9 protein-coding genes are annotated in these 12461 nt (G+C 64.2%); 7 read left to right on the top strand and 2 right to left on the bottom strand.

Going from position 1 to position 12461, the window contains the following annotated elements:
• Window positions 1–167 precede the first annotated feature (167 nt).
• The 4 genes from KO538_RS20080 to KO538_RS20065 all read left to right on the top strand — a co-directional run bounded on the left by KO538_RS20080 (window position 168) and on the right by KO538_RS20065 (window position 5373).
• Entirely contained in the window at window positions 168–2312 is a 2145-nt protein-coding gene (locus tag KO538_RS20080) for a TonB-dependent siderophore receptor (RefSeq protein ID WP_219329433.1), read from the top strand.
• Between the two features lie 51 nt (window positions 2313–2363).
• A complete protein-coding gene (locus KO538_RS20075; protein WP_072453789.1) occupies window positions 2364–2756 on the top strand; it encodes a DUF2946 domain-containing protein in 393 nt (130 codons plus the stop codon).
• 89 nt (window positions 2757–2845) lie between these two features.
• Window positions 2846–4924 carry a TonB-dependent receptor gene (locus KO538_RS20070; protein WP_219329432.1) on the top strand — a complete coding sequence of 693 codons (2079 nt, stop codon included), beginning with the start codon at window positions 2846–2848 and terminating at the stop codon, window positions 4922–4924.
• 227 nt (window positions 4925–5151) lie between these two features.
• Window positions 5152–5373, top strand: coding sequence for a hypothetical protein (locus tag KO538_RS20065; RefSeq protein ID WP_139248284.1), 222 nt, complete (start codon window positions 5152–5154; stop codon window positions 5371–5373).
• A 42-nt stretch (window positions 5374–5415) separates the two neighbouring features.
• Here KO538_RS20065 and KO538_RS20060 read toward each other — a convergent pair whose 3' ends face one another.
• Entirely contained in the window at window positions 5416–5640 is a 225-nt protein-coding gene (locus tag KO538_RS20060) for a hypothetical protein (protein ID WP_034751205.1), read from the bottom strand.
• A gap of 308 nt (window positions 5641–5948) precedes the next feature.
• On the opposite strand from KO538_RS20060, the gene KO538_RS20055 reads away from it, so the two are divergent.
• From KO538_RS20055 to KO538_RS20045, 3 genes are read left to right on the top strand one after another with little or no spacing between them, the layout of a single operon-like run.
• Window positions 5949–7280, top strand: a complete 1332-nt coding sequence (locus KO538_RS20055; protein WP_219329431.1) for a D-serine ammonia-lyase — start codon at window positions 5949–5951, stop codon at window positions 7278–7280.
• Window positions 7280–8203, top strand: coding sequence for a DNA-binding transcriptional regulator DsdC (gene dsdC / locus KO538_RS20050; protein ID WP_219329430.1), 924 nt, complete (start codon window positions 7280–7282; stop codon window positions 8201–8203). Before KO538_RS20055 ends, dsdC begins: the two co-directional genes overlap by 1 nt.
• A gap of 43 nt (window positions 8204–8246) precedes the next feature.
• A complete protein-coding gene (locus KO538_RS20045; RefSeq protein WP_034751444.1) occupies window positions 8247–9062 on the top strand; it encodes a ferritin-like domain-containing protein in 816 nt (271 codons plus the stop codon).
• A 6-nt stretch (window positions 9063–9068) separates the two neighbouring features.
• Here the strand turns inward: KO538_RS20045 and KO538_RS20040 are convergent, their stop codons facing one another.
• Window positions 9069–12440, bottom strand: coding sequence for a hypothetical protein (locus tag KO538_RS20040; protein ID WP_219329429.1), 3372 nt, complete (start codon window positions 12438–12440; stop codon window positions 9069–9071).
• Window positions 12441–12461 lie beyond the last annotated feature (21 nt).

Here is a 12461-nt window from a genome sequence, read left to right as displayed (position 1 = left end):
AAAATCCAAACGTGTTCAAGTGATAACAGGCGCCAGAGGGAGCTAGTTTCTTCTGTAAAACTCACACAAACTCACCTTTTCTTGATAATGATTCTCATTATCGGTATCATGTGCGCTAACCGTAAGTTTCCGCTTGCCCCCCATTTTCCAATTGAAAGCCTGACGCCATGCCTGTTGCCACTCCCCGCACCCGTTTACTTCCAGTGGCGGCAGCCTTGTCGCTGGCCTTCGCTTCCCACGCCGCGCTGGCGGCCAAGGCGGCCAGCGGCCAGGACGAGCCGACGGCTGGCGATGAGAAAGTCATGCAAGCCGTGCAGGTGACGGGCGCCCGCGCGCAAGGACTGGTGCCGCTCACCACGGAGGCGGGCAGTTTTCGGGGCGCCAGCATCATGGACGTGCCATCGACCGTCAACGTGATCACGCGCGAATTGCTGGAGCAGCAAGCCGTCTCCGGCCTGTACGACGCCGTGCGCAATACGGCCGGCGTGACGCGCCAGCAAAACGGGGGAGAGACGTGGGATCAGCTGGTGATACGCGGCATTGCCGTGGAAAACCGCACGAATTACCGCCTCAACGGCTCCCTGCCCATCATGAACTTCTCGCAAGTGCCCATGGAAAACAAGGAGCGGGTGGAAGTGCTGAAGGGCGCTTCGGCCCTGTACTACGGCTTTACGTCGCCGGCCGGCGTCGTCAACTTCGTTACCAAGCGGGCCGGCAGCCAGCCCGTCACCAGCATGGGCTTGAGCCTCGATGACCGTGGCAGTGCCGTGGCGAATGTCGACGTGGCGCGCCGTTTTGGCGCGCAGCAGGAATTCGGCGTGCGCATCAATGCGGCTGGCGGCACCCTTGGTTCCTACCTGGATGATGTCGGCAATGGCAACCGCCGCTTCCTTTCCACGGCGCTCGACTGGAGAGTGACGAACAAATTGCTGCTCAAGGCCGACCTCGAGTACGAGCGCCGCAGGGTGACGGAGCAGGCGGGCATCGCCTTGCCCACGGCCGTGAAAGGCGTGATCAGCTTGCCGCGTGCCGTTGATCCGCGCAAGCTGATCGGCCCGGACTGGTCGAATTTCGAAGCGCAAACGAAAAACGCGCAATTGCGCGCCGACTACGCCATCGCCGATGGCTGGGCCTTGACGGTGGAGGCGGGCCACTCGGAAACGGCGCGCGACCGCCGCCTGGCGATCTTCCGCCTGAACAACGCGGCCGCGCTGGCCACGGGCGCGGGCCGCATCACGGGCAATATCCAGCACAGTGTGATGGCGTCGGACTTGCTGCGCGCGGAACTGGCCGGCAATTTCAACACGGGTTTCATCGCCCATGAACTGACCCTGGGCGCGTCGCGCACGGACAAATCGCAAGATCCGATTTACCAGAGCAATTACACGATCGCCTCGCAAAACCTGTACAACCCAGTGCCCGTGACGACTGTCGTGTTCGGCCCCAAGCCGACGGCGCCGACGACGGCCGGGCTCGACACGCGCGACACGGGCTTGTATGCGCTCGACCGCATGGTTTTCAGCCAGCAATGGCAAAGCGTCATCGGCGTGCGCCGCAGCAGCTATCAAAGCGACCAGGGCGCCAGCCACTACGACGTCAGCAAGACGACGCCGATGGCCTCATTGATCTACAAAGCCACGCCCGAGCTGTCGTTCTACGCCTCCACGGCGCGGGGGCTGGAAGAGGGCGAAACGGGCCCGACGGGCACGGTCAACCAGGGCGTCAAGATGGCGCCCGGGGTCAGCAAACAAAAGGAGCTGGGCGCACGCTGGCTGACGCCGGGCGGTACCTTGCTGTCTGCGGCGCTGTTCGACATCACGCGCCCCGGCTACTACACGAATACCAGCAATGTATTCACGTCGGACGGTGAACAGCGCTACCGTGGCCTGGAACTGTCGACCCAGGGCAAGCTGACGCGCCAGTTGTCGTGGCAGACGTCGGCCCAGTTCCTCGATCCAAGCTTTGCGCACATCAATGCCGACTACAATGGCAAGGCGCCGGAAAACGCGTCGAAACGCACGGCCAGCGTCTTCCTCGCCTACGCGTTTGACACCGTGCCGGGCCTGTCCGTCAACGGCGGCGCGTATTACTACAGCGCCCGTCCCGTCAACGACCTGAACCAGGCCTTCCTCGGCGGCGTGAGCCTGTTCAGCGCGGGCGCCCGCTATGCGAGCCGCGTGATGGACAAGGCCGTCGTGTGGCAGTTGAACGTGGAAAACGCGGCCGACAAGCGCTACTGGGCCGGCGCCGGCACGCGCCTGGCGTCGGGCGCGCCGCGCGCGATCAAGCTGTCGATGAAGGTGGATCTATAAGGCTTGACTTGCGCGCTGTCCACGGGTGATCGGCGCTGATACAATGTTGCCATGTTCATCAGCAAAAGCAAGGCCAGCATCGTCCTGTGGATCGCGTGTATCGCCATCTTCCTGGCTACGCTCGCCCCTACGGTGTCGCGCGCGCTGACGGTCGCCAGCGGCCTGGCCGTGCCCAGCCTGGAAATCTGCTCGGTGGCGGGCGGCATGAATATGCTACCCGCAACATTCTCCACGGATAAGCCCGATACCAAGAGCAGCATGCGCATAGGCGATTGCCCGTGCTGCAGCATGCATGCGGCCACCCTGGACGTGCCACCGACGACCCTCGTGCTTGCTTCCGGCGAGCTCATCACGGGCTTGCTGCCCCTGCTGTTTTACCAATCCGCCACGCCGCTGTTCGCCTGGACACCCGTCCAGCCCCGCGGGCCGCCTGCCGCTTTCTGATCTGTCCCTTTCCCTGAACTGCCTTGCGCCGCGCGTGTCGTGCGCTTGCGTCTGTTCGTCTTGCCCATACAGAATCTGAAAGCAGCACCATGAAACATTTACCGTTATTGATTTCCCTCGCCATCGCCATGCCCGCCGTGGCGCAAACGCGCACTGAACAGGTCCTGCCCGAGATGAAAGTCATCGTCACGGCCATAGGCGACGGCTACCGTCCCGCCGCCGACACGGCGCTCATGTTGTCCAGCACGCCTGGCTACAGCGTGGCGGCCGGCGGCGGCGTGTCCGGCTTGCCGGTGGTCAATGGCTTTGCCGATGACCGGCTGAAAATACGCATCGACGGCATGGAACTGACGTCGGCCTGCGCCAACCACATGAATGCGCCGCTGTCGTATATCGATCCGCAGCAGGTGCAGCGCATCCGTCTGATCGCGGGCGTGACACCCGTCAGCGCGGGCGGCGACAGCATAGGCGGCACCATCGAAGTGCAGTCGAACGCGCCCGTGTTCGCCCAGCCCGGCGCGGGCCTGCTCACGCAAGGCAGCTTTGCCGTGTCGGGACGCAGCGTCAACAACAGCGTGGCGACCAGCGTGAACGCGTCGGCCGCCAGCGACAGCCTGAGCGTCGGCTACAGCGGTGCCTACACGCGCGGTCACAGTTATGAGGATGGCCACGGCAATAAAGTGCTGGCCAGCATGTTTGAAAGCATCAACCAGTCCATCGTGCTGGCGGCGAAGCGCGATGGCCAGCAGCTGACCCTGCGTGCCGGCGTGCAGCACATCCCGTACCAGGGATTTCCCAACCAGTACATGGACATGACGGACAACCACGGCCAGTTCGCCAACCTCGCTTACCAGGGCACATTTGCCTGGGGCGTGTTTGACGCGCGCGCCTACTGGCAGCAGACGGATCATGAAATGGGTTTCTTTACGCCCGAGCGCAAAGGTTCGATGCCGATGATCACGCACGGGCGCAACACGGGCTATGCGCTGATGGCCAGCCTGCCGACCGCTGCGGGCGAGTTGCGCCTGGGCCAGGAGTGGCACGGCTTCCGCCTCGACGATTACTGGCCGGCCGTGCCCGGTTCCATGATGATGGGACCGCGCACCTACCTGAACATCAACGACGGCAAGCGCGACCGCACCGTGCTGTTCGGCGAACTGGAAACGCGCCACGATGCGCGCTGGACGAGCGTGCTGGGCTTGCGCGGCGAATCCGTGCGCATGGACACGGGCGACGTGCAATCGTACGGCACCAACATGATGAACATGCCGGACGTGATGGCCGCCAGGGCTTTCAATGCGCGCAGCCGCAGCCAGCGCGACACGAATATCGATGCTTCCGCGCAAGCCACGTTCACGCCAGACTCGGCCAGCAGCTATGAATTCGCGCTGGCGCGCAAGGTGCGCTCGCCCAACCTGTACGAGCGCTACTCGTGGGGCCGGGGTTCGATGGCGATGACCATGACCAACTGGTTTGGCGATGGCAACGGCTATGTGGGCGATATCGACCTCAAGCCCGAAACCGCTTACACGGCTGGGTTCACGGCCGACTGGCATGGCGGCGGCGAGGAGGGCTGGTTCGTGCGCCTCAACCCCTATTACAGCAAGGTCGACAATTACATCGACGTCGACGTGCTGTCATCTTTCCACCCGTACATGAAAATGGGTGCGAACGGCAATTTGCTGCGCTTTGCCAACCACGACGCCAAGCTGTACGGCGCCAATCTGGCGTGGCAGCTGCCACTGACGAGCAGTGCACGCTGGGGCAGCTTCATGGCGACAGGCAACGCCGCATATACGCGGGGCAAGCGCAGCGATGGCGGCGACCTGTACCGCATGATGCCGTTCAACGCCTTGCTGGCCGTCGAGCACAAGCTGGGCGCCTGGAGCAACCGCATCGAAACGAAGATCGTGGCCCGCAAGGACAAGGTCGACGCGCGCCGCTTCGAACCGGAAACGGGCGGCTACGCGCTCGTCAACCTGCGCAGCAGCGTAGCGCTGAGCAAGATGGCCAGCCTGAGCGCGGGCGTGAGCAACCTGTTCAACCGCGCGTATGCAGACCCGCTGGGTGGCGTGTATTTGTCCGGCTTGAAAGCGAACGGCGGCGCGCTGCAAGCATTGCCGGCCGAGGGCAGGTCGATTGATCTGGGGCTGCAACTGAAGTTCTAAGGCGGGCAATCAGCGGCGTCTTCCTGTGCCGATGTGGAAGGAAGACGCCTGCTGATAATGCCGCACCGGCGAGCGCCAGGTGTTCGTGACAATGTGCGCATGTTTCTTCCTGGTAATTTGTTATGCTGTGTGGCGCCTGTTTCAAACGTTCGGCGCACATGGGTGCGATAGCGGAGGCTGCCGGCCTTGGCTGCTGAAATGATGCCGACTTTAATAAAAAGGTGTACATGATCGCGTTTAAAGATTTTCGTTCGACCACGTCGGGCAGTCCTCTCTCTGACGGCATGGACAGATCGCTGGTAATGGCCAATGAATGGCTGGTAAAAAACGGCATTCGTCCTGTCTCCATTGAAACCATCACGGAAACCAGGGGCTGGATGGCGATCACCCAGATTGAGCGAGGCTTACGGGTTTGGTACGAAGTGACTTCACTTCCATTGAAACCCTGACGTGTTCAAGCCGGATATCCCAGGGTACCCGGCACAGCGCCATCAATTTCCGCCTCCGTTCTTTTTCCGCCGTGACCCCGTCAGCACGCGCAGCGCGGTGGCGATCGGCACCTTGTTCTTGGCGAGGTAGGCGGCGGCCGTGGCCGTATCGAGCATTTCCTGGAAAATAATGCCGACTTCAACCTTTTGGGCCGTCAAATCGTCCTGCCTTGCGCAGTCGAGGATATCCATATTCGTAGCAGTGACTTTGTCGTTCTTGGAGCGCATTTTTGCCTCGGTGGAAAAGAGAAAAAATGTCTCCTTTTATTTGCCTTTAAGATAACTTATTTTTGTGACTTTGTGGTAATTTTTCTTTAATCGATAGTGCATTCAGGAATTAAATTTAGCTATCGTTCAAGTTCAGGGCCCAGTCATGCGCGGTGTCGGCATGCGATATCGTTCACGCGTTCTGGCGTTCCGTGCGGACGATAAATAAGGCATAGATGATCCACCGTCACCCATTGCCTGATCAACCATCGTTTGCCAGTGGCGCCCGGATACGGTCTAATCATGGCTTGTTCCTTTACGAGCTTGCCATGCTGCCCACTTCCGCCATCGTCGCGCTGCGCGAAAAATTTCCCCTGATTACAGAACTGATGGCCTTGCAGCCCTTGAGCTGGTTCAATCCCGGCATTGCGCCGGCGGCCGAGGGCCTGAAAGACGTAGGCTTGACGGCCGATGACGTGGCGCAGGCCAGTGCGCGTCTGGCCCGTTTTGCGCCGTATCTGGCCAAGGCTTTCCCGGAAACGCAGGCCAGCGGCGGCATCATCGAGTCGCCCGTCGTGCCGTTGCCGGCCATGCAGGCGGCACCAGGTTTGGCGTTAGACATGACAAGCGGTCAGCTGTGGCTCAAGCAGGATAGCCATTTGCCCATTTCCGGCTCGATCAAGGCGCGCGGCGGCATCTATGAAGTGCTGAAACATGCGGAAACGCTGGCGCTGGACGCCGGCTTGCTGAAAGAGGGCGATGATTACAGCTTGCTGGCCAGCGACGCCGTACGCGCCTTCTTTGGCCAGTATGCGATCGCCGTCGGCTCCACGGGCAATCTGGGTTTGTCGATCGGCATCATGAGCGCGCGCCTGGGCTTTCGCGCTACCGTGCACATGTCGGCTGACGCGCGGCAGTGGAAAAAAGATAAATTGCGCAGCCACGGCGTCACCGTCGTCGAGTACGCGACCGACTACAGCGTGGCCGTGGAAGCGGGGCGCAAGCAGGCGGAAAGCGATCCCACCTGCCACTTCGTCGACGATGAAAATTCGCACGATCTGTTTCTCGGCTATGCGGTGGCGGGCGAACGCCTGAAAACCCAGTTCGCCGCAAAGAACGTCACGGTCGATGCGCAGCACCCCTTGTTCGTGTATCTGCCGTGCGGCGTGGGTGGCGGCCCCGGCGGGGTGGCCTTTGGCTTGAAGCTGGCCTTTGGCGATCATGTCCACTGCATCTTCGTCGAGCCGACCCACTCGCCATGCATGCTGCTGGGCGTGTACACGGGCTTGCATGATGGCATCAGCGTGCAGGAAATCGGCATCGACAACCTGACGGCCGCCGATGGCCTGGCCGTGGGACGCCCGTCCGGCTTCGTCGGGCGTGCCATGCAGCGGCTGATCGACGGCTACGCCACCGTCACGGATGAAGAACTGTACCGCTTGCTGGCGACCTTGGAACAAACGCAAGGCTTGCGCCTGGAACCGTCGGCCGTGGCCGGATTCGCGGGCATTCCCGCTGTGCTGGCCGCGCCGCAATACCAGCAGCACCTGGAAACGGCCACGCACCTGGTGTGGGGCACGGGCGGCAGCATGGTGCCGGAGCACGAAATGGCCGCTTACGTGGCGCGCGGCCGCGCCTTGCTGGCGGCCGGCGCCGCTTGATGCCGGCCGGCGCACCGCGCATGGCCACGTTGACGGCCAGCCAGTTTGCCAACCTGCACACGTTTCTCGTGGCGGCGCGCCATGCCAGTTTTGCCTTGGCCGCGCAGGAACTGGCGCTCACGCCCAGCGCCGTCAGCCACCGCATTGCGCGGCTGGAAGCGGGCCTGGGTCTGCGCTTGTTCCAGCGCCTGACGCGGCAAGTAAAGCTGACGCAGGATGGCGAGCGCATCTTCGCCGCGCTGCAAATCGGCTGGGATGGCTTGCATGCAGCGCTGGCCGGCGGCGATGCGCTCACGGGCAGCATCACCGTGCATGCGCGCCCCTCCATCGCTCAATGCTGGCTCGTGCCGCGCCTGGCAGGCTTTACGGCGCAGTATGCGGACGTGTCGATCGATTTGCGCGTGGGAAATGATAGCGTGGACTTTCGCGCGGGCCAGGTCGACCTGGCCTTGCATTACGGCGACGGCAGCTTTCCCGGCCTGGCATCGCGCAAGCTGATGGACGAATGGCTGGCGCCCGTGTGCAGCCCGGATTATGCGCGCGAACACGGTTTGCTCGATGCGCCGCATCAGCTTCAAGGCGCGACGGTACTGTACGACACCCTGGCCTGGCCCGCCTGCGCGCCCGATGCCGAGTGGCGGCTGTGGCTGGACGGGCAGGCGCCCGGCGTGAACTTGCCCGCGCGCAGCCTGCGTTTCGACCGCGCCGACCTGTGCGCGCAGGCAGCCATCCACCACGCGGGCGTGGCCATGGGCCGGCGCCAGCTGGTGCAGCCGTGGCTAGATAGCGGCCAACTGATCCTGCCGTTTGGCGGCTTTGCCTTGCCCAGCCCGCAGGCGTATTACCTCGTGCACAGCGGGCGCGCCGCGCTGCCGGCAAGAGTGCAGGCCTTGTTCGACTGGCTGCTGGGGCAGGCAATTTGATACACTGCGCGCCTTGTTCAAGAAAGCGCACGAAGGAAGCACCATGCACGCATCATCCCCACTGACCTCCACGCCGCCACAGGAATTGCGCGCGACTGCGCTCGCCTGCCTGCTCGAACCGGACCCGGCAACGAAGGTGGCGATGGTGGCGGCCATGGCCGAAGCCCAGCTTTCTATCGATGCGCAAGCGCCTTTGGCGCCGACCGGCCCCGTGCCGGGCCGTCCCGAACGGCCGGAACTGGTGCCGCCGCGTCTGGTGGGGCGGCGGTCGATGATCACGCCGGAAGGGCGCGCCATGCTCGTGCATGCGCTCGCGCACATCGAATTCAATGCCATGAATCTGGCGCTCGACGCGCTGTGGCGCTTCCCGGATTTGCCCTTTGACTACTACACGGACTGGCTGCGCGTGGCAAAGGAGGAAGCCACGCACTTTGCCATGCTGCAGGCGCACCTGCAGGTGCTGGGGCACACATATGGCGACTTCCCAGGCCACGACAGCCTGTGGGAAATGGTCGACAAGACGCGCGGCGACGTGCTGGCGCGCATGGCGCTCGTGCCGCGCACCCTGGAAGCGCGGGGGCTCGATGCGATTCCGCCGCTGCGCGCCAAGCTGGCGCAGGCGGGCGACATGGCCGCTGCCGCCATCCTCGACATCATCCTGCGCGATGAAGTGGGGCACGTGGAAATCGGCAACCGCTGGTATGGCTACCTGTGCGATCAAAGGGGCCTGGAATTGCGCGCCACCTATGCCGAGCTGGCGCTGCGCTACGAAGCGCCCACCCTGCGCGGTCCGTTCAACCTGGAAGCGCGGCGCCGTGCGGGGTTTTCGGAGCTGGAATTGTCCGATCTGCCCGCCTGACCATGCTTACGGATGGGCCGTGATGCTGATGTGCCAGTGGCTCAGGTGTCCCGTCTCGATGTGCACTTTTGCCGGCTTGGTCCAGGCGCCAGCGCCGGGGATATGGTCGGTAGTGGCGGCGGAAAAACGCCCGTCGACGAGGGCCAGCTTGATGAAGCGGGGGCCGATGTAGATCACGCGCGTGCTGGCCTGCGCCGCTTCCAGGGCCAGCATGGCGCGGTTCGCCGCAATCCACGCCACCAGGGCTGCCAGTTTCGGCTTTTGCGCGAGGTTGGCCACCACTTCCGCTTTGGCGGCATTGATCAGATTTTGAATGGCGGCGCCATCGTTCTGGCCGCCCAGCGCGTCCGTGTAGCCGCCCGCGCCGTCCGCGTAGCGCAAGTCGATCTGCTGGCCGTCGCTGTGGCCGCTGTGGCCGAGGATGGAGCGGCCCGTCGCCGTCTGCGTCACGTGCTGGCCGCTGATGTCGTCGAAACGGTAAGCCTTGCCTGCCAGCCAGGCGATGGCCAGGCGCGTGGCCCACGAATCGCCGCCAGGGTCGCGCGTGCCATAGCGCCGCGCCGCCAGCGCCGCCTCGTTGTCGGCCAGGTACAGGGGGATGTAGGCCGTGTCGCCCTTGAACTCCACTTGCCCCCCTTCGGCGGGGTCCGAGCTGGCATCGACATTATCGATGCGGCCCTTCAGACGCACCGTGACGACGGCCTTCTTGTCGAGCTTGGCGCCGGCAAAGGCTGGCAGCACCAGGCTGGGAAATTTTACGGTGCCGGCAGTCTTGGTATTGGTCTGGGACAATAGATTCTCCGCGCTGAAGGCGGGATTGCCGCCGCCCGACGAAATGCCGATGTTGACTTCCGTAATCGTCGCCGCCGCTGGCGTGTAGTGCAATTCCAGCGGCAAGGTGTGCGTGGCCGTAGCCGTTCCTTGCGAGACGGAAACATACGGCCCCGCCAAATTGCCCGTCAGCTTGATCGGCTGCAGCACGGGGTGGGCGGCCTGGTTCGGCGAGCTGAACTTCGCCAGCGTCACCTTCAAACCCTTGCACGCGAGACTCAGTTCCACCGTCGTCACGGTGGCCAGGGCGCTGTCGCCGATATTCGTGGCGCTGACGTTGCCACCCAGGTTCAGCGCGCCATTGCTGGTTTGCTTGCTGACGTCGACGCACTCCGTCCTGACGATGGTGCCTTGCGTGAAGTGCGACTGGTTGACTGCGCCCGTGGCGGCCAGGTTGACGCCGGGCAGCCCTGTCACGGCGTATGACCAGGTATCGTTGTACTGGCTTTGCGCCGTCGTGTAGGTGGGATACTCGGCCGTGCTGACGGTGATTTTCACGCCCACGTTTTTCGTGCCCTGGGGCACGGTGAAGGCGATGGGCGAGGTGATGGTCTGGTTTTGTGCGGCTGCAATGGCCGTGAAGGTCTTGCTGCCCTCGTCAGCCTGCGGCGTGGCGTCGCCCGCGGCGCGGGGGCTGGCGGGCAGGTCGCGCGCGGGCGGTCCGGCGCCATCCTGCGTGACGCGGCCGGCCGCATAGGTCTGCGCCCCGCCGCGCAAGGCCAGGCTCGCCGCATACGGATAGACGATGTCGACATTGACGTTGCTGCTGTTCTCAAAAACGACGGCGCTGACGCTGACCACGTTCGGGTGGACGAGATCGTTCAAGGTCAGCTGGTAGGTATCGGGCAGCACGCCATCGAAATGGAAGGCGCCCGTGGCGTCGACCACGGCCACCTGGCGCTGGTGGTTGTTGTAGCCGGCCAATAGCATCTTCTTGCCGGCCAGTCCCGTGGCATTGCCGCCCGCCGGGGTGCGCAGCTGTCCTTGCAGCACGATGCCGGATTTGATGACGATCAAGGCATAGCTGGCCGTGAACTCGCCATCCTGCGAGACGAAATTGAGGTTCAGGTCGTAGCTGCCGTTGGGCAAGGATGCCAGCAGTTGTTGCATGGCCGTGGCGCCGATGCTGAAGGTGCCGCTGGCCGCATCGAACGTCCAGTAGGTCTTGAGGCTGATGGCCACGTCATTCGGGCCGGACAGCAGGCCGTCGCTGTCATCCTGCAGGGCCATGGGGGCCGCATCCACGAGGCGGAACGCGAGGCCGCCCGGCTGCAGGCGGTTGTTCGGCCCCAGTCCCGTGATGGCCAGCACGGGCGCCGTGGTCGGCACGCTGCCGTCATCGTTCGGCTCCACATAGGTTTCCACAGCCGTGGGCAGTTGCGTCTGGATCAGCAGGTCCAGGGTCGTGACCTTGCCGCCCTTGCTGAGGGAAAATTGCGCGTGCTGGTCCACGCCCGTGTCGCCGGGCGTGGAAAAGCGCAGGCTGCCGTCCTGCAGCAGCACGTCCGTCACGGCCCCGCTGGCCTTGACGCTGTCGGCGCCATCGGGAAAGCCCAGCTCGGCCAGCGGCAGCACGATCACTTGCGCGGGCCGTACGGGGTCGAGGACGATGCCGTCGCCGGTACTGAAGGTCCATGTCAGGCCGGAGCTCTGGAAGGCGATGCTGCGCTCGATGCGCACGGTGATGGTGTCGGCGGGCGTGACGGTGGCGCCCGCGCCGATGCTGCCGGCCAGCACGTTGCCATCGATGATGGTGCTGCCTGCGGGCGCGCTGGCCAGCACGGCTTGCACGTTGACGGCCGCTTCGCTGCCATTGTTGCGGATGTGTACGCGGTAGGTGTAGTCCCAGGCCGTGCGGTTGACGCGCTGCTCGGCCACTTTTTCCAGCAAGGTGACTTCCAGGTCCCCGGCGGCCTGGGCGGTGGTCGCACCGGCCAGCATGACCTTCGGCGCGGGCGCCTGCGTGGGATCGTTCGGGCCGCCGCAGGCACACAGGCTCAGTGCCAGCCCCGTGGCCAGCGCGGCGCCCGCCAGCTGCCGGCGCCGCAGGCAGGCCATGGCCAGTACGCCGGCCAGCAGCAGCCATGGCGTGGAGGGCAGGGCGACGGCGGCAGGCAGCGTGATGCCCGCCTCGAGCTCGATGAAGGAGACGGGGTCGAGGATGGAAAACGGCTGGGCGCCGGGGCTGCCCGCGCCCAGATAATCGAAGGTGACGGAAAAGCTCGTGGCCGTGGCGCCGGGCGCGATGCCGCCGGCCAGCGCCAGCGCGTCGAGGTAGCCGCTGGCGGGAATGGCGGGATCGGGCTGCACCAGCAGCACGTCCCAGCCTGGTAGCGTGGAGGCGCTGTGCAGGTTGGCGTACTGGCCCACGCTGAAGAACAAGGTGAATTCCTCGATGGGCACGGCCAGGGTGGTATTGCTGACCGTATAGTCGTAGCGCCACTGCATGCCGCCCAGCGATGTTGCCGTGTAGCCGATGCTGGCGCCGTGCGCGGCGGACATTGCGCACAGCAGCAGCGCCAGCAGCGCCTGTTTGATAAAGCTCATGATCGTTCCCCCCGTAGACTG

The organism is Janthinobacterium sp. NKUCC08_JDC (genome assembly GCF_019345575.1).
GTDB classification, from domain to species: domain Bacteria; phylum Pseudomonadota; class Gammaproteobacteria; order Burkholderiales; family Burkholderiaceae_D; genus Janthinobacterium; species Janthinobacterium aestuarii.
Note: the sequence above shows the minus strand (reverse complement) of the source record. Positions and strands in the feature narration are given on the sequence as shown.

Coding starts and splice junctions, on each gene's coding strand:
- KO538_RS20080 (WP_219329433.1), top strand. CDS start 168: ATGCCTGTTGCCACTCCCCGCACCCGTTTACTTCCAGTGGCGGCAGCC.
- KO538_RS20075 (WP_072453789.1), top strand. CDS start 2,364: ATGTTCATCAGCAAAAGCAAGGCCAGCATCGTCCTGTGGATCGCGTGT.
- KO538_RS20070 (WP_219329432.1), top strand. CDS start 2,846: ATGAAACATTTACCGTTATTGATTTCCCTCGCCATCGCCATGCCCGCC.
- KO538_RS20065 (WP_139248284.1), top strand. CDS start 5,152: ATGATCGCGTTTAAAGATTTTCGTTCGACCACGTCGGGCAGTCCTCTC.
- KO538_RS20060 (WP_034751205.1), bottom strand. CDS start 5,640: ATGCGCTCCAAGAACGACAAAGTCACTGCTACGAATATGGATATCCTC.
- KO538_RS20055 (WP_219329431.1), top strand. CDS start 5,949: ATGCTGCCCACTTCCGCCATCGTCGCGCTGCGCGAAAAATTTCCCCTG.
- dsdC (WP_219329430.1), top strand. CDS start 7,280: ATGCCGGCCGGCGCACCGCGCATGGCCACGTTGACGGCCAGCCAGTTT.
- KO538_RS20045 (WP_034751444.1), top strand. CDS start 8,247: ATGCACGCATCATCCCCACTGACCTCCACGCCGCCACAGGAATTGCGC.
- KO538_RS20040 (WP_219329429.1), bottom strand. CDS start 12,440: ATGAGCTTTATCAAACAGGCGCTGCTGGCGCTGCTGCTGTGCGCAATG.